This window comes from Mycobacterium sp. SMC-15 (assembly GCF_045310925.1).
Taxonomy (GTDB): domain Bacteria; phylum Actinomycetota; class Actinomycetes; order Mycobacteriales; family Mycobacteriaceae; genus Mycobacterium.
Window position 1 is genome coordinate 229,325 of record NZ_JBJIAJ010000004.1, and the last position, 22,903, is coordinate 252,227.

At 64.8% G+C, this 22,903-nt stretch carries 21 protein-coding genes; 7 read left to right on the forward strand and 14 right to left on the reverse strand.

Annotated elements, in window-relative coordinates:
- Positions 1-27: 27 nt before the first annotated feature.
- The 4 genes from ACJH71_RS08020 to ACJH71_RS08035 all read right to left on the reverse strand — a co-directional run bounded on the left by ACJH71_RS08020 (position 28) and on the right by ACJH71_RS08035 (position 6,018).
- Positions 28-1,245, reverse strand: a complete 1,218-nt coding sequence (locus ACJH71_RS08020; protein WP_406757486.1) for an MFS transporter — start codon at positions 1,243-1,245, stop codon at positions 28-30.
- A gap of 60 nt (positions 1,246-1,305) precedes the next feature.
- Positions 1,306-2,280 carry a class 1b ribonucleoside-diphosphate reductase subunit beta gene (gene nrdF, locus ACJH71_RS08025; protein WP_109558875.1) on the reverse strand — a complete coding sequence of 325 codons (975 nt, stop codon included), beginning with the start codon at positions 2,278-2,280 and terminating at the stop codon, positions 1,306-1,308.
- A 98-nt stretch (positions 2,281-2,378) separates the two neighbouring features.
- A complete protein-coding gene (locus tag ACJH71_RS08030) occupies positions 2,379-3,890 on the reverse strand; it encodes a flavin-containing monooxygenase (RefSeq protein WP_406757487.1) in 1,512 nt (503 codons plus the stop codon).
- A gap of 127 nt (positions 3,891-4,017) precedes the next feature.
- The gene (locus ACJH71_RS08035; RefSeq protein ID WP_406757488.1) at positions 4,018-6,018 is read right to left on the reverse strand and encodes a hypothetical protein; all 2,001 of its coding nucleotides are present in this window, start codon (positions 6,016-6,018) and stop codon (positions 4,018-4,020) included.
- A 109-nt stretch (positions 6,019-6,127) separates the two neighbouring features.
- Here ACJH71_RS08035 and ACJH71_RS08040 point away from each other — a divergent pair, with 109 nt between their 5' ends.
- A complete protein-coding gene (locus ACJH71_RS08040) occupies positions 6,128-7,357 on the forward strand; it encodes a PucR family transcriptional regulator (protein ID WP_406757489.1) in 1,230 nt (409 codons plus the stop codon).
- Between the two features lie 121 nt (positions 7,358-7,478).
- Positions 7,479-8,861 (forward strand): cellulase family glycosylhydrolase, encoded by a 1,383-nt coding sequence (locus ACJH71_RS08045; protein WP_406757490.1) that lies wholly within the window; start codon positions 7,479-7,481, stop codon positions 8,859-8,861.
- A gap of 15 nt (positions 8,862-8,876) precedes the next feature.
- On the opposite strand, the gene ACJH71_RS08050 is transcribed toward ACJH71_RS08045, so the two are convergent.
- The gene (locus tag ACJH71_RS08050; protein WP_406757491.1) at positions 8,877-10,403 is read right to left on the reverse strand and encodes a PE-PPE domain-containing protein; all 1,527 of its coding nucleotides are present in this window, start codon (positions 10,401-10,403) and stop codon (positions 8,877-8,879) included.
- A 56-nt stretch (positions 10,404-10,459) separates the two neighbouring features.
- The gene (locus ACJH71_RS08055) at positions 10,460-11,197 is read right to left on the reverse strand and encodes a TetR/AcrR family transcriptional regulator (RefSeq protein ID WP_406757492.1); all 738 of its coding nucleotides are present in this window, start codon (positions 11,195-11,197) and stop codon (positions 10,460-10,462) included.
- 66 nt (positions 11,198-11,263) lie between these two features.
- On the opposite strand from ACJH71_RS08055, the gene ACJH71_RS08060 reads away from it, so the two are divergent.
- Positions 11,264-12,445 (forward strand): NAD(P)/FAD-dependent oxidoreductase, encoded by a 1,182-nt coding sequence (locus tag ACJH71_RS08060; protein ID WP_406757493.1) that lies wholly within the window; start codon positions 11,264-11,266, stop codon positions 12,443-12,445.
- Between the two features lie 97 nt (positions 12,446-12,542).
- Here the strand turns inward: ACJH71_RS08060 and ACJH71_RS08065 are convergent, their stop codons facing one another.
- Together ACJH71_RS08065 and ACJH71_RS08070 are read right to left on the reverse strand one after the other, a co-directional pair.
- Complete coding sequence (locus ACJH71_RS08065) at positions 12,543-13,337, reverse strand: alpha/beta hydrolase (RefSeq protein WP_406757494.1); 795 nt, start codon at positions 13,335-13,337, stop codon at positions 12,543-12,545.
- A 38-nt stretch (positions 13,338-13,375) separates the two neighbouring features.
- Positions 13,376-14,746, reverse strand: a complete 1,371-nt coding sequence (locus tag ACJH71_RS08070; RefSeq protein ID WP_406757628.1) for a cytochrome P450 — start codon at positions 14,744-14,746, stop codon at positions 13,376-13,378.
- Between the two features lie 141 nt (positions 14,747-14,887).
- On the opposite strand from ACJH71_RS08070, the gene ACJH71_RS08075 reads away from it, so the two are divergent.
- From ACJH71_RS08075 to nrdF (ACJH71_RS08085), 3 genes are all read left to right on the forward strand, one after another.
- Positions 14,888-15,982 carry a helix-turn-helix transcriptional regulator gene (locus tag ACJH71_RS08075; RefSeq protein ID WP_406757495.1) on the forward strand — a complete coding sequence of 365 codons (1,095 nt, stop codon included), beginning with the start codon at positions 14,888-14,890 and terminating at the stop codon, positions 15,980-15,982.
- Positions 15,983-16,144: 162 nt separating this feature from the next.
- Positions 16,145-16,759: a superoxide dismutase gene (locus ACJH71_RS08080; protein WP_406757629.1), complete on the forward strand. Its 615-nt coding sequence runs from the start codon at positions 16,145-16,147 to the stop codon at positions 16,757-16,759.
- Positions 16,760-16,764: 5 nt separating this feature from the next.
- Entirely contained in the window at positions 16,765-17,727 is a 963-nt protein-coding gene (gene nrdF, locus ACJH71_RS08085) for a class 1b ribonucleoside-diphosphate reductase subunit beta (RefSeq protein ID WP_406757630.1), read from the forward strand.
- A gap of 14 nt (positions 17,728-17,741) precedes the next feature.
- On the opposite strand, the gene ACJH71_RS08090 is transcribed toward nrdF (ACJH71_RS08085), so the two are convergent.
- Positions 17,742-18,455 (reverse strand): LysR family substrate-binding domain-containing protein, encoded by a 714-nt coding sequence (locus ACJH71_RS08090; RefSeq protein WP_406757496.1) that lies wholly within the window; start codon positions 18,453-18,455, stop codon positions 17,742-17,744.
- 28 nt (positions 18,456-18,483) lie between these two features.
- On the opposite strand from ACJH71_RS08090, the gene ACJH71_RS08095 reads away from it, so the two are divergent.
- On the forward strand, positions 18,484-18,870 hold the full coding sequence (locus tag ACJH71_RS08095) for a DUF5997 family protein (RefSeq protein ID WP_406757497.1): 387 nt from the start codon (positions 18,484-18,486) through the stop codon (positions 18,868-18,870).
- Between the two features lie 24 nt (positions 18,871-18,894).
- Here ACJH71_RS08095 and ACJH71_RS08100 read toward each other — a convergent pair whose 3' ends face one another.
- The 5 genes from ACJH71_RS08100 to ACJH71_RS08120 all read right to left on the reverse strand — a co-directional run bounded on the left by ACJH71_RS08100 (position 18,895) and on the right by ACJH71_RS08120 (position 22,874).
- Entirely contained in the window at positions 18,895-19,278 is a 384-nt protein-coding gene (locus ACJH71_RS08100; RefSeq protein WP_406757498.1) for a VOC family protein, read from the reverse strand.
- A gap of 126 nt (positions 19,279-19,404) precedes the next feature.
- A complete protein-coding gene (locus ACJH71_RS08105; RefSeq protein ID WP_406757499.1) occupies positions 19,405-19,830 on the reverse strand; it encodes a hypothetical protein in 426 nt (141 codons plus the stop codon).
- 149 nt (positions 19,831-19,979) lie between these two features.
- On the reverse strand, positions 19,980-22,151 hold the full coding sequence (nrdE, locus tag ACJH71_RS08110) for a class 1b ribonucleoside-diphosphate reductase subunit alpha (protein ID WP_406757500.1): 2,172 nt from the start codon (positions 22,149-22,151) through the stop codon (positions 19,980-19,982).
- Positions 22,118-22,576 carry a class Ib ribonucleoside-diphosphate reductase assembly flavoprotein NrdI gene (nrdI, locus tag ACJH71_RS08115; RefSeq protein WP_406757501.1) on the reverse strand — a complete coding sequence of 153 codons (459 nt, stop codon included), beginning with the start codon at positions 22,574-22,576 and terminating at the stop codon, positions 22,118-22,120. Before nrdI ends, nrdE begins: the two co-directional genes overlap by 34 nt.
- Before the next feature lie 58 nt (positions 22,577-22,634).
- The gene (locus tag ACJH71_RS08120) at positions 22,635-22,874 is read right to left on the reverse strand and encodes a redoxin NrdH (protein WP_406757502.1); all 240 of its coding nucleotides are present in this window, start codon (positions 22,872-22,874) and stop codon (positions 22,635-22,637) included.
- Between the last annotated feature and the right edge of the window lie 29 nt (positions 22,875-22,903).

The following is a 22,903-nucleotide window of genomic DNA, read 5'->3' on the forward strand; positions in this document are numbered from 1 at the left end:
CCGTGGCCGGAACCGATGTACGGGCGCCTAACCCGTTGTCGTGCTAACCGGTTCGTGGGCGTGCAGAAATATCGCTGTGTAGCCGAACAGGATCACCGCGGTGGCCACCAGCAGCAGCAATCCCACCGCATAGCTGTTGCGCACCGGATCATAGGTAGCGCCCATCACCAGCGGCGGGAAGTAGCCACCCAGCCCGCCGACCGCGGCGACGATCCCGGTGACCGAGCCGACCGAACCGGCCGGGGCACGATGGGACACCCAGGCGAACACCCCGCCGGTGCCGATGCCGAGCGCGACGGCAAGGGGCAGAAACGTCAGTCCCGACCAGATATCGGCGGGCGGTTTGAACACCGAGATCAGCGTCTGCACCGCGATACCGGCCAGCGAGGCCAACACGACGTACTTGGGCGCGATGTGGTCGGCCAGCGTCCCGCCGAGCAACCGGGCCAGCACCGCCGCCAGGGCGAACGCGGCGGTGCGCTCCCCCGCGCCGACCGCGGAGAAGTCGTAGACCGTCTTGATGTAGATGGGCAGGTAGCTGCAGAAGGCCACGAAGCCGCCGAACACCAATCCGTACAACAGCGACATCTCCCACGTCACCCGCAATCGCGCGGCGGCCTTGAGCTTCGGCAGCACCGGGTTGGTGTTGGGCACGAAGCGCGGGCCGTTGCGCATCAGCGCCACACACAACAGCGCTGAAATCGCCAGGGCCACCGCGACTATGAGGTGGGTGGTGAAAAGCCCAAACCACTTCACGAACCGCGGGGTGAAGAACGCCGAGACCGCGGTACCTACCATCCCCATGCCGAACACTCCGGTGGCGAACCCGCGGCGCTCGGGGCCAAACCAGTTGTTGGCGAACGGGATTCCGATCGCAAAGACGGTGCCGGCCACGCCGAGGAAGAACCCCGCCACCAGCATCAGCGGATAGGAACCGATCTTTGCCGCGTACCCGACCGCCAGCACCGGGAGAATCGAGGCCAGCGAGACCCCGATGAACATGGTGCGGCCGCCGAACCGGTCCGTCATCAATCCGGTGGCGATCCGGCCCAGCGCTCCGACCAGGATCGGAGTGGCCACCAGCAGCGCCTCACGGTTGGAGCTGAGCGACAACTGGCTGGCGTACCGCGTCGACAGCGGACCGATCAAGGTCCACGCCCAGAAGCAGATCACCGAGACCCAGGTGGCCAGGAACAGGTTGACGAACTGCTGTGCCCTGGTTTCCGGCTTGGCAACAACCGTCATTCGGCCATGTAAACACGGCGCTGCGGGCCGTGTGAGGCTAATTCAGCCGAACGCGCTTAATCAGAACTCCCAGTCCTCGTCCTCGGTGACGACGGCCTTACCGATCACGTAGGACGAGCCCGAACCGGAGAAGAAGTCGTGGTTCTCGTCGGCGTTGGGCGACAGCGCGGACAGGATCGCCGGGTTCACGTCGGTCTCTTCGCGCGGGAACAGCGCCTCGTAGCCGAGGTTCATCAACGCCTTGTTGGCGTTGTAGCGCAGGAACTTCTTCACGTCCTCGGTCAGGCCGACATCGTCATACAGGTCCTGGGTGTACTCGACCTCGTTCTCGTAGAGCTCGTAGAGCAGGTCGTAGGTGTACTCCTTGAGCTCACCCTGCTTGGCCTCGTCCACCAGGGCCAGTCCGCGCTGGTACTTGTAGCCGATGTAGTAGCCGTGCACCGCCTCGTCGCGGATGATCAGCCGGATCATGTCGGCGGTGTTGGTCAGCTTGGCCCGGCTCGACCAGTACATCGGCAGGTAGAAGCCGGAGTAGAACAGGAAGCTTTCCAACAGCGTGGACGCCACCTTGCGCTTGAGCGGCTCGTCACCCCGGTAGTACTGCATGACGATCTCGGCTTTGCGCTGCAGGTTGGGGTTCTCCTCCGACCAGCGGAACGCGTCGTCGATCTCACTGGTCGAACACAGCGTGGAGAAGATCTGGCTGTAGCTCTTGGCGTGCACCGACTCCATGAACGCGATGTTGGTGTAGACCGCCTGCTCGTGCGGGGTCAGCGAGTCGGGGATCAGACTGACTGCCCCGACCGTGCCCTGGATGGTGTCCAGCAACGTCAGACCGGTGAACACCCGCATCGTGAGCTGCTTCTCGTGATCGGTCAAGGTCCCCCACGATGGCAGGTCGTTGGAGACCGGGACCTTCTCCGGCAGCCAGAAATTGCCGGTCAGGCGGTCCCAGACCTCGGCGTCCTTGTCGTCTTGCACCCGGTTCCAGTTGATTGCCGAAGTGCGGTCGATCAGCTTCACATTTTCGGACACCAGAACCCCATTTCACCCGCCGAAATCTAGGTCTTCGACACTACCCCTGGGGGGCGACAACCCAGGCCAACACAAGAACTTGTGGTCTGCGTGTCGTGTCAGCCCACCCCGGAAAATCGGTACTCCCCCGCCCGCAACGTCCTGGTGGACTGCCAGTACTGCCAGGTCATGCCGCTCCACAGCGTCCGGTTCACACCGTGCTCGTCGAGATACCAGCTGTTGCAGCCGCCGGTGATCCACACCGAGCCGCCAAGCTTGTCCTGCAGCTCGGCGTTGTAGCGGTCCTGGGCGGCCCGACTGGGCGCCAACGCCTGCGCGCCGGCTTGGTCGGCCGCGGCGATCGCCTTGGCGACGTACCGGATCTGCGACTCGATCATGAACACCACCGAGGTGTGGCCGAGTGCGGTGTTGGGACCGAGCAGGAAGAACAGGTTGGGCATATCGGCCACCGCGATGCCGCGGTGCGCCTGGACCCCTTCGCGGTTCCAGCGCTCGACCAAATCCTCGCCATTCGGGCCGGTGATGCCGACGTAGGTGTAGGAGTCGGTGACATGGAATCCGGTGGCGTAGATGATGACATCGGCCTGGTGTTCCACGTTGTCGGCGGTGACGATGCCATCCCGGGTGATGCGGGTGATCCGGTCGGTCACCAGTGTCGTCTTCGGGTCAGCCACCGCGCGGTAGTAGTTGTTGCCGGAGTAGAGGATTCGCTTGCAACCGGCCCGATACTGGGGCGTCAGCTTGCGGCGCAGTTCCTTGTCGCGGACCTGCCGCCGGATGTTGAGTTTGCCGGCGGCCTCGATCAGACGCAGCAGGCCGGGGCGCTTGGTCATCGCGAATCCGACACCCTCCAGCGCCCAGTAGATGGCAGCCCGGACCGACAGGCGCAGTCCCGGCACAATCGCGAAGGCGCGGCGTACCGCGTTGGGCAACGGCTGGTGTGGCACCGGTACCACCCACGGCGGAGTGCGTTGGTAGAGCTGCAGTTCAGCTACCCGGTCGACGATCGCCGGAACGATCTGGATTGCACTGGCGCCGGTTCCGATCACCGCAACCCGCTTGCCGGTCAGGTCCACGGTGTGGTCCCACTGGGCGGAGTGGAATGCGGCACCGGCGAATTCGTCGATTCCCTCGATCTCGGGAAAGCGCGGGATATGCAGGCCACCGACTCCCGAAACCAGGAATTGGGCAACGTATTCCCCGCCGTCCTCGGTGAACACATGCCAGCGAAATTCGTCGTCGTTCCAGTGCGCACGGGTCACTTTCGAACCGAATCGGATCTGGCGGCGCAGGCCGTACTTGTCGGTGACGCCCTTGAGGTAGTCCAGGATCTCCGGCTGCGGGGAGAACAGTCGACTCCAGGTGGCCTTCGGCTCGAAGGAGAACGAATAGAGGTGCGACGGCACGTCGCAGGCGCAGCCCGGGTAGGTGTTGTCCCGCCACGTCCCGCCGATCTCGTCAGCCTTCTCCAGGATGAGGAACTCCACGCCCTGCTTCTGCAGCGCAATGCCCATGCCCAGACCGGAGAACCCGGTTCCGATGATGAGTGCCCGGGTGTGCACCGGCGCCCGGTGGCCGGCATCTTCAGTGGTGTGATCGGTCAGCGTCATCGCGCATCCCTCCCTTGTGGGGTCTTGATGTTCAGTGTGTTTGCCGGACCTGTGTCCGTCAACGCCCGTGCCGCCTTGCCGCAGGAGCCCCTGCGGCAAGGCGCCACGACGCGTGGTTGCTGCCGGCTCACCCCATCAGGGCAGCCATGACCTGCTGGTTCAGATCGACCAGTGACTCCATCAGCGGCGAGTACGGGCTCAGGTCGAAGCTGTTGCCGGCGTTGAGAATTCCAGTCGACATGTCGTCACGCGCGTTGAGCAGGCCCGCGATTATGCCGGTGGTCGGGTCATCCCAGGCCGTATCGAAGACCGTCCCCAGCCTTTCCAGACCGCCGGTCAGAGTTGTCCAGGCCTGCGTCCAGTCGCCGGAACTGAAGTCACCCTGCAAGCCTTGCCAAGTCTGGTCCGCAACAGCCTTCGAACTCATCATGGCCAGCAGCACCGGCAACTCGATGTCTTTGAATGCCAACGGCATATTGCCGACGAACGCCGCCATGGCACCAGCCGGGTTGGTCAGGAACTCCGAGGCGACGGCGTCCAGGTTCGGCATCAGCGCAGGATCGGTCATCCGGTCCCAGATCGTAGGCGCGTCAGCCTGGCTGCCGAAGATCTTCTCGAAATTGTCCTCGCCCATCGCGGCCACAACCTGGTAGCGCAGGAGGTTGGCCCCCAGCCAGGAGATGTCGTGGTCCTGGTCCTGGTTGTAGTTCCAATTGAACAGGCGCTCGTGCAGCAGCGCCGCCTGCTCTTCGGGGCTGACAAGTGGGTGATCGGCCGGCAGGTAGTCCTTGACGTCGGCGACGTTGACCACCTGGGAAAACGTCTGGGAGCCCGTCGGATTGCCTTCCACGCCCTGCCAGCGGACTCCGAGCATGCCGTTGACCAGGCCACCGGTGTCGATCCAGTTGGCGACACCGGGATCTTTGGCGCTGACGACGTAATAGGTGTAGCCGTCGGGGTCGGCGAACGTCTGGGTACTGTTCAGGCTGCCCTGTGCGGTCACGATCGGAACGTTCTGCCCCCACGCGTTGGCCAGCTCCAGGCCGGAGTAGCGGGCGTCCAGGTTGGGCACCTTGATGATCAGTGCCTCATCGTCATCGAGGCGGAAGTGTCCCATCGTGCTGTATTGACCGGGCATGAGTCCGTTGATCGCGGTGGTGGACGATGCGACCGGCGTCATCCAGTTGACCGGGAGCTTGTTCGGGATCGCGGTCTGGTCGTAGTACACGGCGTCGGCATTGGTGGTGGGAATGTCCCTGGCGACGTTGCTCAACAGCGTCGTCAGCTGCTCGTCCGAGAGGAACGGCAGGTGGTAGGTCGGCGCGACACCCTCTTGCTGGAGTGAGAAGAAGTCGTGCGGCAGTCCGGCGTCACCGATGGAGTTGCGAATAAGCATGGTTTCAGCGCCGGTAGTGTCGATCCAGTTCCCGTCGTGCGGCGTCGGGCTGAAGGTGACCGTGTAGCTGCCATCGGCATTCGGCGTAGCCCCGGACAGACTGAGCACATGACCGGTGGGCAGGTAGCCCTGCTCAGAGCCGATCGTGCCGGACAGCGTTGTGAACGAAACGTCGAGGCTGCCGGCACCGGGGTGGACCGTCATGGTGTAGGTGCCATCCGCGCTGATCGGGATGACGCCGTACTGATTGTCCGGGTTCACCAAGATGTAGAACTGGCCCGGGTCAGCAGAATTGGCGTCCCACGGGAAGCCGAGCAGCCATTGGATTCCGGTATTGGGATTGAACATCTCGCCGTATTGCAACACCAGCTCGGTGGCTGACAGGCCCTGTATGTACTGCGGCAGCGAGTCAAGATCCGACGGAATGATGAACGGGTAGTGGCTGTTCGTGTCGTACACCTGCTGCTGCGCGTCGAGCAGCTGGTCGATGATCGATTGCATGGCGGCCGTCGGGGCCGTCGCGGCGACCGCGTGCGGGGTTGCCAACGTCATCGCCAACGCTCCAGCCACCGCGCCCGGCGCGGTGGCGGCGACGACACGCAGCCGCTGCCGCACCCGGCGCCGCTGAGCGGCCTTGCAGTTGGCGCGCTCGACGGCTGCGCGTTGTGTGGATCCGATGCGCGACATGTGGTCCTCCAGGATGTGGTCAAGGCGAGCTGTGATGGCTGTCACCTGATAGCGACCTGATTGTTCGGCGAACGCGGGTCGTCGCGAAAGAGCATTTGGCACCTAAAACGCACACCAGCCAGTGCACAATGCACCAGCGATATATGCTGCGGCTATGGACTGGGCACGGCCATCCGAGCCGGTACGCGAGCTGATCCGGCATGGCGCCCAGCTGATGGTCAGTGCTCCCCCGGAGTCACTCGACGAACTCCATGAGGCCACCCTGTCGGCGGTATACACGCAGGCCATAGCCTCGGATCCGGTTCTCGCCGAAGGCATCCGCCGCAGCAACCGCTCCAACCTGCTGCACTGGGCGGCCGCCAATGTCAGCCACCCAGGAGAACCGGTGCCGGCCAATCTCGCGACGGAGTCACTGCTCATCGTCCGGGACGGATTCCGTCGAGGCCTCGACGAATCGGCGGTCCTCGACGCCTACCGGGTGGGAACTAATGTGGCGTGGCGGTCGTGGATGCAGACCGCATTCACCCTCACCAACGATCCCGACCAACTGCGTGAACTGCTCGACGTGACCTCCCGGTCGTTGACCTCGTTCATCGATGCCACCATCGTCGGCATCGGCGAGCAGATGCAGCGCGAACGTGAGGCCCTCACCCGGGGCACCCACGCCGAGCGGCGGGAGACCGTCGCACTGATCCTGGACGGCGCGGCAATCACCACACAGCGCGCAGAAAGCCGGCTCGGCTATCGCCTCGACCAAAGCCATACCGCGGCGGTGATCTGGGGCGACGAGTCGACCACCAACCTGTCCGATCTCGATGCCGCCGCCGAGGCATTGATGCGTACCCACGACGGTCAGCGCGCATTGTCGGTTCTCGCCAGCACGGCGACCCGCTGGGTGTGGGTGCCCGGCCCGGCAGGCCCGGACCTGATCACCGTCTCCGCCGCGGTCAGCACCCTGCCGGGGGTGCAGATCGCGATCGGGACGACGGCCGCGGGCCTCGACGGCTTTCGGCGCAGCCACCTCGACGCCATCACCGCACAGCGCATGATGGTGCGGCTGAACTCCACCCAGCGTGTGGCCCGGTTCGCCGATATCGAGCTCGTCGCCTTGATCAGTGCCGAACCGGAGTGGGCGGACCGGTACATCACCCGAACGCTCGGCGACTTCGCGGCGGCCGACGCCGAACTGCAGCAAACGGTCCTGACATTCGTCCATCAGCAGTGCAACGCCTCGCGTGCGGCGGCCCACCTGTTCATTCACCGAAACACATTGCTGCGCCGGATCGCTCGCGCCGAGGAACTGTTGCCGAAGCCGTTGGAAGACAGCAGCCTGTATGTCGCGGTCGCGTTGGAAGCGCTGCGCTGGCGTGGCAGCGCGGGTTAGCGCCAGTGGCGGATTTGCATCTCACCTGAGAGCGACTTCGGCTTGGCCTGAAATTTCTCTCCCGTCGGCGATACGCTCAACCCTCACCATCACTGACGAGGCGGTCCTGTAGTTGATCACTGTGCGTCGCATCCAAACGGCACTCGCCGCGGCCATCCTGGCCGTCTCAACCCTGACCGGCGCCGCGAGCCTGCCGACGACCAATCCCGGCGCAGCCCCGGCGATCGCAGCGCCGCAGGTGGTCCACCTCGAGACAATCACCCTGGTCAATGCCGAGACCAGCGATGTCACCACCCAGGTTTTCGGGGTGGCCGACTCCGACCTGTACAACCTGAACCAGTCCGACCTCATCGCCCAACTCAGCGACATCCGCGACCTCGGGGTCACCGATCTGCGCCTGGCCGTGCCGTGGCTCTACATTCAGCCCACCGCGACCACCTATGACTGGGTCCAGATGGACAACGTGATCAACACGGCGCACTCGATGGGCTTCACGATCACCGGCGCGATCACCGGCAACCCCGCCTGGGATGGCCCCCTCATCTCGGGTGCCCCCGACCCGACCGCGTATGCGAATTTCGCCGCCGAGGTCGCCGAGCGCTACGGCAGCCAGATCTCGTCCTACGAGATCTGGAACGAACCCAACGGGGTGATCTTCTACTCCCCGGTCAGCGCCGAGACCTACACCACCGTGCTGCAGGCCGCCTACACCGCGATCAAAGCGGTCGACCCCGACGCCACCGTGCTGGCGGGCGCGTTGGGCGCCACCACCACCATCGCCGGGCTCAGTGTCAGTCCCCAAGAGTTCCTGGAGCAGATGTACGCCAGCGGGGCCCACGGCTATTTCGACGCGGTGAGCTACCACCCCTACCACTACACGCTGCCGTTCTCCGCAGGCCTGGGCGTCACCAACTCACCGCTGGAGCAGGTCCAGGCGCTCAATGCGATCATGGCCGCCAACGGTGACGGCGACCTGAAGATCCGGGCCACCGAGTACGGCAATGCCACCACCCCGGTTTTCGGTGTGAGCGAGACCGTCCAGGCCAATTTCCTCGAAGACTTCCTGATCGCCTGGTCCAAGCTCCCGTTCGCCGGGCCGGCGTTCATCTACAGCACCCAAGACCTGGCGACCGGGGCGCTCAACCACGAGGGCAACTTCGGTTTGTTCACCGACGACGGCATCCCCAAGCCCGCCGCCGAGGTGCTGGCCAACCTGATCACCGCCAACGCCAACGGCGCCCTGCCGGACTACACCGCTCCGCTGCTACCCGACGCCGAGGTGGTCTACCTCCAGCTGGCCACGATGGTTGCGGGCGTGATCAACCAGGGGCTGATCATCCCCAACGCCATCTTCGCGGCGATCTACGAAGTGTTGCCCGAGCCCCTGCAGCAGGCGTTCACCGCAGCCTCCGACTTCATCACCGCGACCACGACCCAATTCCTGGAGGCCACCAAACCCATGGTCGTGGACACCATCAGCGTGTTGCTCGACCTCGGGCTCTAAACCTCTGCCACCGGATCAGCCGAACAGGCCGGCCAACTCCGCCTGAATCTGGGACGTCGCGTGCATGATTCCGATCAGCTCGAATCCCGCCGCCAGCGACCCCAGCCCGGTAGCCGCGGCCAATGGAAGACCGATCGCGTCGAGCAGGTTCCCCTGGGAGAGTTCGGAGAAGAAGACCTGGGCCATGGCGGCCGGCAGCGTGGTGGTCAGTGCATTGAGGATGTCTCCGGTCACCATCAACGCCCCGTTGATCGCGGAGACTGAGCCGCTGAATGCGTTGGCGATGTCAACGAGGCTGGGCATCGTGAACGCAGCCATGTCCACACCTGTGTCGGGCCCGTCGGCAACGGCTGACGACAGCGAACCCAGGTCTTGAACGAAATCCTGCCAGCCCTGTTGCGCGCCGTTGACCAGGGCCGTCAGGACATCCATGGGGTTGACGTCCGGGAACAACCCAATCGTGGTGGGTACGTTGGCCGGCCCCGCGTCCCAGCCGTGTTCGATCTGGCCGTAGCCCAGGTTGACCAGCACCCGCAGGGAGGGCTGCACCAGGTCAGCGATCGCGTTCCCGAACGGACTCCCCCGGAACGGCTCCAGCAGGGGAAGGTTCTCGGTCGGGATCATCCAGTAGTTGGTCGCCGTACTCGGCGTCACGCCGTCGGGCAGCTCACCGACGTAGTCCACCGACCCTGGAAGCAGAATCGCGTTGGCGAGCTGGCCATCAGGTGTCATCGGCAGCATCGCGTACTGGTCGTGCGTGTACAAGATCCCGGCTACCGCGTTGAGGTTGGCAAGCAGATTCAGCGAGTAGCGCGGAAAATCGGCAAACCCGTCGTACTCCAGCGTGTAATTGTTGGTCGCCCAGGGACCGTCCGGGGTTGCGCCGTTGAGGGTCAGGCCCAGTGAGGCAATGGGCACCGATCCACCGAACTCCGGCAGATTGAAGATCTGCATCAGCCCGCCGTTGGGGGTGTTGGGGTTGCCCAGGAACGTGAACGTCAACGCATCCGCGTCTGGCCGTTGATCTTCGGGCAACGCGAGATACTGCCTCATCAGCAGCGTGTCGATGGAGGCACTTTGCGAGTAGCCGTAGAGGTTGACCGCATGGCCCAAGTTGAACTGCTGTTGGACGGCGAGCTGCAGGATCGTCAGCCCCTGGGCCATCGAAACGTCCAGCGGCAAGGTCTTGACACCGGTAAACGGCTGCAGTCCCTCCGGGGTGAACAGGGCCTGCGGGGTGAACCCGGGATGCAACGGCTGAATGAAGCGCTCGTTGACCGCGTCGATGTAGTCCTGGTGCGGTATGGGAATGCCGCTGCCGCCGAACACAATCGAGCACCCGAACACGTCCACCGCCATGCATGCGTACGGGTCACCCGGCGGGCCCCCGCCCGGAAAAGTGGGCAACGCCGCCGGGGCTACCGCCAACGCCGTAGTTACTTCGGACGCCGCGGTCGCATGAGCCGCCGGCACGACCAGCGCTGCCGCGGTGACCGCCGACAGGAGCCCTGAACCCGTCCGCCAGGCGTTATTGTGCTTCATTCAGCCGTTTATACGGCATTTATCAGGTTGTTGGGCGCGATTCAGGCAGATCGCGATCAGGCGACCGGCTGGCGCCGAACTGCCTCGTGGATCGGCTGGGCCGGGTCCATAACGATGCCGAGGTTCTGGGCGGTGCCACCGACGACGCTGATCATGATCGTCGTCAGGTAGTCCACGAAGGTGTCGCGGGGCATCCGCCGCGGGCTGTCCAGCTCCGGTCCGAGCCACCAGTCGGTGGCCGAGGTCGCGCTGCCGAAGGCCGCAAACGCGGCCAGCTCCAGCGCCCCACGGTTGAGGTCCAAATCCTGCAGTTCGTGGTTGATCATCTCGGCCATCGCCAGCGTGATGGTCCGGCCTTCGTTGAGTGCCCGCATCCTCGACTCGGACTGTGCGCGCGCCCGGCCCTGGATGAAAAACCGCAGCACGTTGGGGTGCTCGTCGACCAGCGTGACGTACTCTTCGACACTGCGCTGGACGATGTCGCGCAGCGAGTTGGTGGCGACGTCGATGGAGGCGAAGATCGCGGCCCACAGGTCGTCGCGCAGCCGAGCTCCGACCGCCTCGAACAGGTCGTCCTTGTCGGCAAAATGCCGGTAGATCTTGGGCTTGGCGGTGCCGGCTTCCTCGGCGATCTCGCGCACGCTCACTTCAGGGCCGAGCCGGTCGATGGACCGGAAGGCGGCGTCGACGATCTCGCTGCGAACCTTCTTGCGGTGTTCGCGCCAACGCTCGCTGCGGGCGTCGACCTTCTGCCCGCCGTTTTCGGCCGGCTTGGGTCTCGTCGTTCCGCGCACGTCAAGCACCTTACAGCGTTGCCGTCGCTGACCTGGGCAGACCGGCCGTCGGCTACCATCGCCGCTGTGGTGCAGCGATTCGACCTTGCAGTTGTCGGCGGAGGTCCAGCAGGGTCAGCGGCCGCCTGGCAGGCCAGGCAGGCCGGCGCGAGCGTCGTGGTCTTGGACAAGGCCGAGTTCCCCCGGGACAAGCCCTGCGGTGACGGCCTGACCGCCCGCGCGGTCAGCTACCTGCAGAAAATGGGCCTGGCCGAGCAGGTCGACAAGTTCCACCGGGTCAACCGGGTGAAGGTGTTCAGCCCGAGCGAGTGGGAGCTGTCATTTCCGCGCCGGCCCGGCATGCCCGACCACGGCTACGTCGCGCGCCGCCCGGAACTGGACACGTTGCTGCTCAAGCACGCCGAGTCTGCCGGCGCCGAGATTCGGCAGTCCGCCGAGGCCGCCGGCCCGGTGCTCGACGACACCGGCCGCGTGACCGGGGTGCTGCTCAAGGGCGGCGAGAAGGTGCTGGCGGATGCGGTGATCGCCGCCGACGGCGCCTACTCGCCCATCAAGCGGGCGCTGAAACTCGACTCGGACTACAACGGCTACTCCGCGATCGCGATCCGCGCCGAAATGCCCGCGGTCCGGCCGGATGTCGACTCCCTCGACATCTACATGAAGCTGGTCTTCCAGGGCGACCAACTGCCCGGCTACGGCTGGGTGTTCCCGCTGGGTGACGGCCGGGTCAACATCGGCCTGGGCTACGTCAACAGCTACAAGAACTGGCAGGCCATCAACGCCACCCACTTCCTCGGCGACTTCCTCGAGACGCTTCCCCGGGAATGGGAACTGCCCTCGATCACCGAACTCAAGCAGTCCAAGACCGTACGAGCCTGGCGCCTGCCGATGGGCTTCACCGCGTGGCCGCCGTGGCGGCCCGGGGTGCTGTTCACCGGGGACTCGCTGGGTGCGGGCAGGCCGACCTCGGGCGCCGGGATCTCCAAGGCGCTGGAGTCGGGGCTGGCTGCCGGCGAATGCGCCGTCGCAGCACTGACCAACGGCGGGCCCGACGATTTCACCAACTACGCCAACCGTATGGAAGAGGCGTGGGGCCGGGAGTACAAGCGCGGCAGGTTCTTTCACAAGCTGGCCGGTAGGCCGACGCTGGCCAATGCCGGGCTCAAGCTGCTCGACAACGCGCGATTCCGCGATCTGATGCTCGCCCGGCTCTACAAGGGCCAAGAGGGGCCGGCTCACACGCACTGAGGTCGTGGCCCCTGACCGAGTGTGAATCTCACGACGCGCCACGCCGACGAACGCGTCGCGAACCGCACAGTCGGCGCGCGCTTGGCCGATGCGTCGGCTACAGGTCCCGTTCGCCCAGCCAGACGTGGATGCGTTCTGCTACCGAGTCCCAGCCGGGTTCGAGCATCATGTTGTGCCCCATCCCGGAGAAGATCTCCGCGTCGGCGCCCACGGCGCGTGCCAGCGCCCGCACCGCCTGGATCGAGATGCAACCGTCGTGTTCGGCGCCCAGCACCAACAGCGGCGTCGTTATCCGCGTGGGGCGGGCGATATTCAACATCAGCACATCCAGGATTGCTCGTTGGCATTCTTCCTGCAGACGCGCTGCATACCGGACGACATCGGCTTCGGCAGTTGTCGGCGAGAAGAATGCCTCCCGGGCGCGTTCGGGCGAGTCGACCAGCGGCAACGATCTGCCGGTGAACGCGTAAGCCGCCATCAGCCAGGGGTGTCGTCTGGTCTGACGTAAGGACAGTGCGAGCGCAGCGCGGCCGGTCACGGACGCCAGCAGAACTCCCGCAGCCGCGGGTGAGGACTCCAGATATTTCTGCACCAGGTAACCGCCCATAGAGTGGCCGATCAACACCGGCACGGTGGGCAGGTCATCGACCACCGCGTGAATGTCGTCGACGTAGTCGGCGGCCGCGCAGGAGCGCAGCCGCTGGTGCAGCGAGCTCTTCCCGTGGCCGCGCAGATTCACCGCCACTGCGCGATAGCCCTTGTCGGCGAAGAAGTTCAGGAAGTGTTCGGCCCAACACCACGCGCCGTGCCAGGCGCCGTGCACGAACAGCAGCGGCGCCGGGTGGGCGCGGGTAGTGACACCTACATCGAGGATCTCGAGCCGGGGAGCCACACCCCGCCCCGGCACACCGGGTGACGCTGGTTGCGCCGTCACCGCAGCGCGCCCGATCGCTGTGTGACGCGGGCATAGATCGGCGCGGCGGCGACCGTCGTGAACGGTACCGCCACCGGGAATTCGTTGCTCAGCGAACTGATCTCACGGTGCCGCACACAGGTGGCCAGCGCCAGGGTGGCTTCCAACATGGCGAAGTGATCGCCGACGCACTTGCGTGGTCCACCACCGAATGGCAGATACTGCCATCGATTACGGCCCGCCGAGCTCTCCGGGCTGAACCGGTCCGGATCAAACTCCAGCGGCCGTTCCCACAGTGTCGGATCGCGGTGCAACGCGTAGATGCCGATCCCGACCATGGAGCCGGCCTGCACACGAAAGCCGTCGACCGCGATGTCGCGCAACGCAGTTCGACCGTTGAGCGCGCCGGGCGGGCACAACCGTAATGCTTCATGCAAGACCTGGATGGTGTACGGCAGTCTGGCCACATCGTCAGGGCTGAGGTCCGCGTCGAGTTCGGCGACCTCGTCGGCAACCCGGCGCTGAATGTCGGGGTGGTTGCCCAGCGCCCACAACGCGTAAGCGAGCGTCGTCGCGGTGGTGTCGTGACCGGCCAGCATGAACACGATCAGCTCGTCGCAGATCTCACGATCGGTCAGCCCACGGCCGGTGTCGGGGTCGGTGGCACTGATCAGCCCGCGCACCAGCGGCGCATCCCTCTCGGGGTCGGCTCGACAGGCCTGCAGGATGTCGTTGGCGAGCCGGTGCAATGTGGCGCTGGCGGCCCGGGCACGGTGTCGCGCCGGGGTCGGCAGCCAGCGCGGCGCGCGTGCCGGAGCAAACGCCCGATCCGTGACGTACTCCTGCGCGACGCGCATCGGCGTACCCAACGCGGCAGCCTGTTCGTCAAGGTCGGCGCCGAGCACCGAGCGCCCCAACGCCCGCAGCGTCAATCGGCGGCACTCGGCGTCCAGATCGACCGTTGACCCGTCTTTCCAGCCGGTGGCGACTGTTTCGGCGGCCTGTCCCATATGCCCGGCGAACCCGCGGACATGCTGCTTGGTGAACAGCGGCTGCAACGTGCGCCGCCGCGGCAACCACGCCTCATTGGGTAGATCGAAGAGGTTCGGACCCATCAGGTGGCGTATCTCATCGTGGGCCAGAGTGCGATCGACGTCGCCGCTGCTGAGCACGTCATGCGCACCTTGCGGCGAGGTCACAACCACTATCGGGGGCGCGAGCCAGCGTGGTGCCAGTTCCAACCTGGTCACCGGCCCGCCGGCATCGCGCAGTATTTCGATTCCGGTACGCAGCTCCCGGAACTGCCGCACCTGCTGCCAATATGGCAATGGGTTCTTCGGCGCCAACGGCAGAGCCCGCACATCGACGCCGACATCCTGCACGATCATGGGGGTCAGCCAACCAGGCACGATCCACCCCGCGCCTCATCCAAATGGTTGAGATTTTCGCCGGAAATCAGATTGCAGGCGACTTCTCCGGCGCACAATCTTCTCCAAGGTGGGAGACATTCCCCAGACCGGAGACGTGACATGCCGGCGGCAGCGACTCTTGACGACTTTTCGCGGATAGTCGCGGCCATCTATGGCACCGTCCTGGCGCCCACCAACTGGACCTCGACACTGAGCGACCTTGGGCAGATCGTCGATGCAAACTGCGCGGTGATACGCGTGGACGAATCGGGCCGGTCGATCCAGGCCACCAGCCTGGCACCGGAGGCCCAAGCCGACTACAACCGGCACTACCACCGGATCGATTACGTCCTCGACGCCGTCGAGAACGGCCCGGTCGGTGTCCTTCACAGCGGGCGGTCACTGGTGGCATTGCAGACCGAGTCCGAGTTCAACATCGACTGGCTGCGTCCACTGGACATGACGGACGGCTTGTTCGTGCGGCTCACCGACGGCCCGGCGCCGCTGGCGTTCCTTGCCGCCGCGCCACAGCCGCTGCAGCCCTTCGTCCCGCTGGTCAGCGCCCTGGTACCGCACCTGCAGCAAGCCCTGCACAGCCAACGGCACCTGCAACAGCTGCGCCGCCATGCCGACGACCTCGGTGCCGTCACCCAGGCACTGCGGCTGGCCGTCGTCGTGGTCGCCACCGAGTCGCACATCGTGTACGCCAACGACGCCGCCGAGGACCTCCTGCGGTCAACCGGCGGACTCCGCTCCCGCGCCGGGCGACTCGAAGCGGTAGCCGCCGGAACCGACCGTGCGCTTCAGTGCAGCATTCACGCCGCCTTGGCGGCCGGGACCAACCCGCCGTCGGGAAGCTCGCTGCTGTGCACCCGACCCGACGACCAGCGCCCCTACGTCATCGAGGTATTGCCCATCGATCCGGCCGACGGCACCGGACCCGGCAGGCGCGCCATGGTCATTGTCGTCGATCCAGAGCACGAACCCGAAACAGCGGCAGTGCTTTTGCGCCGCCACTACGGCCTCACGGCCGGCGAAACCCAGATTGCGCTGATGGTGTTGAACGGCAGCAGCGTCAAAGACATCGCCGAACGCATGTCGCTGTCACAGTCCACCGTCAAGACCCACCTGCAGCACGTCTTCGACAAGACCGGAACCCATCGCCAAGTCGACCTCATCCGGCTGCTGCTCGGCCTGCGCTCGCCCTGCCGCTGAGCTCAGTGGTGGGTTCACACCAAGCAGGGCACATCGAAGGTGGCCGTCTCGCGAGCTGGACGCCAGTAAAGTACGGCTAGCCGTAACTATTTGTTCGGGTAGCCGAATAACCGCTACGGTATGAGGGCGCAACAGCCCCACCCCGTCAAGGAGAACTACGCGATGCCGGCCTACCAACTCCCCGATCTGACCTACGACTACGGCGATCTCGAACCCGCGATCAGCGGCGAAATCATGGAGTTGCACCACGGCGCGCACCACGCCGCCTACGTCAAGGGTGCGAATGCAACGTTGGAACGCCTCGGCGAGATGCGACAGGCCCGCGACTTCGCGCCACTACCCGGGCTCGAGCGCACCCTGGCCTTTCACCTGGCCGGCCACAGCCTGCATTCGCAGTTCTGGACCAACCTGTCCCCCGACGGCGGCGACCGGCCCGGCGGAGAGCTCGCCGCCGCTATCGACGAGTTCTTCGGCAGCTTCGAAGCGTTCCAAGCGGAGCTGACGGCGGCCACCGCCAGCGTGCAGGGATCAGGCTGGGGCGCACTGGCCTGGGATCCACTCGGGGCGCGACTGGTGGTCAACCAGATCCACGACCACCACATCACCGTGGTCCCGACCAGCACCCCGCTGCTGGTGTTCGACGCCTGGGAGCACGCGTTCTATCTGCAGTACCGCAACGTCAAGACCGACTACATCGACCGGCTGTGGTCGCTGGTCGACTGGGCCGATGTCGCCGAACGATTCGACGCCGCCCGACGCTGTTCACCGTCGACGTAGGCTAGATCGTGGCCGTCGATCCGATCGAGGCGATCAACTGGAACGACATCGCCGACCAGCGGGACCTGGATGTGTGGAACAGGCTCACCGCGAACTTCTGGCTCCCGGAGAAAGTGCCGCTCTCCAACGACCTGCCCAGCTGGCACACCCTGAGCCCCGAACAGCAGACGCTGACCATCCGGGTGTTCACCGGACTGACCCTGCTCGACACCATGCAGGGGACCGTCGGGTGCATCGAGATGCTCGCTGACTCTGCCACACCGCACGAGGAAGCGGTCTACACCAACATGGCGTTCATGGAGTCGGTCCACGCCAAGAGCTACAGCTCCATCTTCTCCACCCTGTGCTCGACTCCCGAGATCACCGCAGCCTTCGCCTGGTCGCGTGAAAACACCTTCCTGCAACGCAAGGCCCACATCGTGCATGACTACTACCGGGGCGACGACCCGCTGAAGAAGAAGATCAGCTCGGTGATGCTGGAGTCGTTCATGTTCTACAGCGGCTTCTATCTGCCGCTGCATTGGGCATCGCGTTCGATTCTGACCAATACCGCCGACATCATCCGGCTGATCATCCGCGACGAGGCAGTGCACGGCTTCTACGTCGGCTACAAGTTCCAGCAGGGCATGCACACGGCCACCGCGCAGCGACGCATCGAGCTGAAAGACTTCGCCTACTCCATGCTCACCGAGCTGTACGACAACGAGATCGACTATGCGCGAGATCTATACGGCCCACTCGGCATGATCGAACCTGTCCTGCCTTACATGCGCTACAACGCGAACAAGGCTCTGTCCAACCTCGGCCTGGACCCGTTGTTCCCCACCGATGACTGTCGCGTGCCGGCCGAGATCATGTCCGCCCTCGACCCGGGAGCTGCCGAGAACCACGACTTCTTCTCCGGGTCGGGCAGCTCATACGTGATCGGCGCACAGCAGCCCACGACCGACGACGACTGGGATTTCTGAACTCCACAGCTGTGTCAGCGTCGACCGCGCCCCGCCCGGCCCGGTTTGCGGGCGACCTTGCCCGCAGCGGCGCGCGCGGCCTGTTTGGCGAGCGTCTTCTCCCGAGCGGTGCGCTTGGGCGCCGACGGGGCCTGCCCCCGCGACGAACCGGGTTTGCGGCCCCGCACAACGCCGACGAACTCTTCGACCAGTTCCGACTGCGGACCGCTGGGGAAAGCCAGCGACACCGGGCAGCTGGGCGCATCGGCGATCGGACGGTAACTGAGATCCTTGCGGTGATAGAGCCGCGCCAACGACTGTGGGACGACAAGTGCGCCCAGCCCGGCTGCAACGAGTTCTATTGCGTCCTTGGTGGTTTCAGGTCGATGGTCGATCGGGTTGCCGGGAGCGTCCGCCCATGCGACGACGTCGTCTAGCGGCAGCAGGACCGGCTCATCCTGGAGGTCGGCAGCGGCGATCTCGTCGACGGCGTTGAAAACGTGGTCCTTGGGCACCACGACTACCGTCGTCTCCTCATAGAGAGGAATGACCGCCAGCCCCTCGGTGTCGGCCAGCGGCCGCAGCAGTGCCACATCGACGGTGCCGGCCCGCACGGCGGCCGCCGCGTCTGCCGCGGCAACGGCGTGCAGCAGCAGTGGGACATCCGGGTGCCGCTCGGCCCAAACCCGAGCCCACTTCGCGGGCGTCCCGCCGGGGACGTACCCGAGGGTGAGGGAAGGCGGGTTCACCGCATCAGGCTACCGATAGGCTGACGCCATGAGCAGGCCGAACGCACAGTCCATGAAACCCGCTACGGCCGCCAAGAAACTGGACGTGTATCTGCCCGCGACACCTGGGGAGTTCCAGGAGAACTCGATCACCCGCACCGAGCTCGCCGCCTTGCAGGCCGAACCGCCGGAGTGGCTCAAGGACCTGCGCAAGAACGGACCGCACCCGAAGAATCTGGTGGCGGCCAAGCTGGGCATCTCGATCTCCGGTCTCACCCGCAGCGGCGTGGAGAATGCGCTGACCACCGAGCAGATCGTCGCGCTGCTCGAGGAGAAGCCGGAGTGGCTGGTCGCCGAACGTGAGAGCTACCAGGAAGTCCTGCGCGAGCAGCGGCGCATCAAGGCACTGCATGCCGACCAAGCTCGCGAAAGCTGATTCACGAAGACCGAAGAACGGGCCTCACGGCAGGTTGAGCTGCCAGGACACTCCGTACCGATCGTTGACCCAGGCGAACGCGGTCGAGAAACCGTAGTCGCCGAGCGGCATCAGGGTGGCGCCACCCTCGCCCAGCACGGCCACCAGCCGTTCCAGCTCCGGGCGGTCAGCAACGTCGACGAACAGTGAGCTCGACGGGGTGAAGTCGAAGCCATGCGTGACCGCACTGTCACTGACCAGCACCCGCTGCCCGGCCAGGTCGAGTTCGGCCAGCATGATGCCGGTGGCCGGATCGGGGTGCGCGGTCGAGGACACCACCGAGGCACCCGGGAATGCGGCCAGGTACAACTCGATCGCGGCGGCGGCGGTCCCGCCCTGGAACATGAGGAACGGTCTGATCCGGGTCATGCCGCCCACCCTAGCCACGCTGACAGCGCGCGGCTTTGAAAAAAGAAGCAGGCCAGGGAGCAATATCGCCTGGCCTGCAACTGTTTCGAAGCGGCCTGCCAGTCGCCGAGCACGAGCGCGAGCCGATCAGCACAGGTAGCGTTCGGCGGAATCCACCAGACGGCTGACGCTTCCGCGATCCAGTCCGTCGTGGCGGTTCACGCCCAACTTGCGCGCTGCCCTGCTGACGACTTGAGCGGCCTCACCGCGCGACGCGGGGGTCGCGCGTCCGTCCGGCCCCTTGCGCAGGACATGGCATGCCTCCCAACCCAATTGCAGCGCTTGGTTATCGCGTAACCGGACCCTGACCGTGCTGTGCACCTCACGCAGGTAGCTGTTGGCGTCGGCGTGTGCGGTACCAACTGCCAGCGAAGGGAGGGCCGCGAGAAGGATGGCTGCCAGCATGATCCGCGAGAACCTGGCTTTGAGCTGGGTCAATTGACGCCTTTCGTCGGTCAACCGCGCAGAAGTGAACGCCGAATCTGGTTTGTTCAGGACTTTCACATTCAGCATAAACGCTTGGTCGCGGGAGCCGAAAGTGCCACCTGCGTTGCGGCCGCTCGAGGCAGTAAGCAGTCGATCGACCTAGGACTCTGACCTCCCCCAACGAACAAACGGGCCAGAGGACATGTCCCCTGGCCCGCGTGTCGTCGGAAAAATGGTCACAGCATGCAGGACACGCAACCCTCGACCTCGGTGCCTTCCAGCGCCATCTGCCGCAGGCGGATGTAGTAGAGCGTCTTGATCCCCTTGCGCCAGGCGTAGATCTGAGCCCTGTTCACATCGCGCGTGGTCGCGGTGTCCTTGAAGAACAGCGTCAAGCTCAACCCCTGGTCCACGTGCTGGGTGGCCGCGGCGTAGGTGTCGATGATCTTCTCGTAGCCGATCTCGTACGCGTCCTGGTAGTACTCCAGGTTGTCGTTGGTCATGTAGGGCGCCGGGTAGTAGACCCGGCCGATCTTGCCTTCCTTGCGGATCTCGACCCGCGCCACGATCGGATGGATCGACGACGTCGAGTGGTTGATGTAGGAGATCGACCCGGTCGGCGGAACGGCCTGCAGGTTCTGGTTGTAGATCCCGTGGGCCTGCACCGACTCCTTGAGCCGGCGCCAATCGTCCTGGCCCGGAATCCGGATGCCCGCCTCGGCGAACAGCTCACTCACGCGCGCGGTCTTGGGCTCCCACACCTGCTCGGTGTACTTGTCGAAGAACTCCCCAGAGGCGTACTTGGAATTCTCAAAGCCCACGAATGACGTACCCCGTTCCAGGGCAAGACGATTCGACGCGCGCAGTGCGTGATACAGCACGGTGTAGAAGTAGATGTTGGTGAAGTCGATGCCCTCTTCAGAACCGTAGAAGATCCGCTCCCGGGCCAGGTACCCGTGCAGGTTCATCTGCCCCAGCCCGATGGCGTGCGAGGAGTTGTTGCCCTGCTCGATCGACGGCACCGACCAGATGTGGGTCTGATCCGACACCGCGGTCAGCGCCCGGATGGCGACCTCGATGGTCTGGCCGAAGTCCGGCGAGTCCATCGCCTTGGCAATGTTGAGCGAACCGAGGTTGCAGGAGATGTCCTTGCCCACCTTGGCGTACGACAAGTCGTCGTTGAACTCCGACGGGGTGGAGACCTGCAGGATCTCCGAGCACAGGTTCGAGTGGGTGATCTTGCCTTCGATGGGGTTGGCCCGGTTCACCGTGTCCTCGAACATGACATACGGGTAGCCGGATTCGAACTGCAACTCGGCCAGAGTCTGGAAGAACTCGCGCGCCTTGATCTTGGTCTTGCGGATGGCCGCGTTGTCCACCATCTCGTAGTACTTCTCGCTGACGGAGACGTCGGCGAACGGCACCCCGTAGACCTTCTCGACATCGTAGGGCGAGAACAGATACATGTCCTCGTTCTTCTTCGCCAGCTCGAAGGTGATGTCGGGAATCACCACGCCCAGACTCAGCGTCTTGATCCGGATCTTCTCGTCGGCGTTCTCCCGCTTGGTGTCCAGGAAGCGGTAGATGTCGGGGTGGTGGGCGTGCAGGTACACCGCACCGGCACCCTGACGGGCGCCGAGCTGGTTGGCGTAGGAGAAGGAGTCCTCCAGCAGCTTCATAATCGGGATGACCCCGGAAGACTGGTTCTCGATGTTCTTGATCGGGGCGCCATGCTCGCGAATGTTGCTCAGCAGCAACGCCACTCCCCCGCCACGCTTGGACAGCTGCAGGGCGGAGTTGATCGACCGGCCGATCGATTCCATGTTGTCTTCGATGCGCAGCAAAAAGCAGCTGACCGCCTCGCCGCGCTGCTTCTTGCCGGAGTTCAAAAACGTCGGGGTGGCGGGCTGGAAGCGACCGTCGATGATCTCCTCGACGAGTTGCTCGGCCAGCTTGGTGTCACCGGCGGCCAGGGTCAGCGCGACCATGCACACCCGGTCCTCGAACCGCTCCAGGTAGCGCTTTCCGTCGAAGGTTTTCAGGGTGTAGGAGGTGTAGTACTTGAACGCCCCCAGAAACGTCGGGAACCGAAACTTCTTGGCGTAGGCCCGATCCAGCAACGACTTGACGAAGTTGCGCGAGTACTGGTCGAGCACCTCGCGCTCGTAGTACTCCTTCTGGATCAGGTAGTCGAGCTTCTCGTCCTGATTGTGGAAGAACACCGTGTTCTGGTTGACGTGCTCCAAGAAGTACTGACGGGCGGCCAGCACATCCATGTCGAACTGGATCTTGCCGTCGGCGTCATACAAGTTGAGCATCGCGTTGAGCGCGTGGAAGTCCAGCTCGCCCACCGGTGCGCTGCGGGTGGTTGCGGTTACCTGCTCTGCAGTTGCAGCGGTTGGTGGCATGCCTCGTCCTTCCAGAAATCGGCCAAGCCCGCGCGGACGGCTTGTACGTCCTCGTCGGTTCCCATCAATTCGAATCGATACAGGTACGGCACCCCGCACTTGCGGGACACCACGTCACCCGCGTAGCAGAACTCCGCACCGAAGTTGGTGTTGCCGGCCGCGATCACGCCGCGCAGCAGCCCCCGGTTGTGTTCGTTGTTCAAAAAAGCGATGACCTGCTTCGGCACGTAGCCGCCGTCGTTCATATCGGGCTGCTGACGTCCGCCGCCGTAGGTCGGCAGGACTAATACATAGGGGTGGTCGACCTCGATGCGTCCGTGCAGCGGGATCCGGATGGCCGGCAGGCCCAGCTTCTGCACGAACCGGTGGGTGTTCTCCGACACCGAAGAGAAATACACCAGGCTGCATTCCGAATCCGCAGACATGGCGACCCCCTTCAGCTCTCAGTCAGACTCCACCCGTACCCGACCCGACCACCGGCGCCTACGCGCTGAGCGCGGTCTGCGTCAGCGCCTTGATGCGGTCCGGCCGGAAACCCGACCAGTGCTCGTCGCCGGCGACCACAACCGGGGCCTGCAGGTAGCCCAGCGCCATGACGTAGTCACGGGCGTCGGGGTCCAGCGAGATGTCGACCTTCTCGTAGGAGATGCCCTGCTTGTCCAACGCCTTGTAGGTTGCGTTGCACTGCACGCACGCGGGCTTGGTGTAGACAGTGATGCTCATGGCGGCAGGCTCCTCAGCGAATCGTCGAC

Coding starts and splice junctions, on each gene's coding strand:
- ACJH71_RS08020 (WP_406757486.1), bottom strand. CDS start 1,245: ATGACGGTTGTTGCCAAGCCGGAAACCAGGGCACAGCAGTTCGTCAAC.
- ACJH71_RS08030 (WP_406757487.1), bottom strand. CDS start 3,890: ATGACGCTGACCGATCACACCACTGAAGATGCCGGCCACCGGGCGCCG.
- ACJH71_RS08040 (WP_406757489.1), top strand. CDS start 6,128: ATGGACTGGGCACGGCCATCCGAGCCGGTACGCGAGCTGATCCGGCAT.
- ACJH71_RS08050 (WP_406757491.1), bottom strand. CDS start 10,403: ATGAAGCACAATAACGCCTGGCGGACGGGTTCAGGGCTCCTGTCGGCG.
- ACJH71_RS08070 (WP_406757628.1), bottom strand. CDS start 14,746: ATGATCGTGCAGGATGTCGGCGTCGATGTGCGGGCTCTGCCGTTGGCG.
- ACJH71_RS08075 (WP_406757495.1), top strand. CDS start 14,888: ATGCCGGCGGCAGCGACTCTTGACGACTTTTCGCGGATAGTCGCGGCC.
- ACJH71_RS08080 (WP_406757629.1), top strand. CDS start 16,145: ATGCCGGCCTACCAACTCCCCGATCTGACCTACGACTACGGCGATCTC.
- ACJH71_RS08095 (WP_406757497.1), top strand. CDS start 18,484: ATGAGCAGGCCGAACGCACAGTCCATGAAACCCGCTACGGCCGCCAAG.
- ACJH71_RS08100 (WP_406757498.1), bottom strand. CDS start 19,278: ATGACCCGGATCAGACCGTTCCTCATGTTCCAGGGCGGGACCGCCGCC.
- ACJH71_RS08105 (WP_406757499.1), bottom strand. CDS start 19,830: ATGCTGAATGTGAAAGTCCTGAACAAACCAGATTCGGCGTTCACTTCT.
- nrdE (WP_406757500.1), bottom strand. CDS start 22,151: ATGCCACCAACCGCTGCAACTGCAGAGCAGGTAACCGCAACCACCCGC.
- nrdI (WP_406757501.1), bottom strand. CDS start 22,576: ATGTCTGCGGATTCGGAATGCAGCCTGGTGTATTTCTCTTCGGTGTCG.
- ACJH71_RS08120 (WP_406757502.1), bottom strand. CDS start 22,874: ATGAGCATCACTGTCTACACCAAGCCCGCGTGCGTGCAGTGCAACGCA.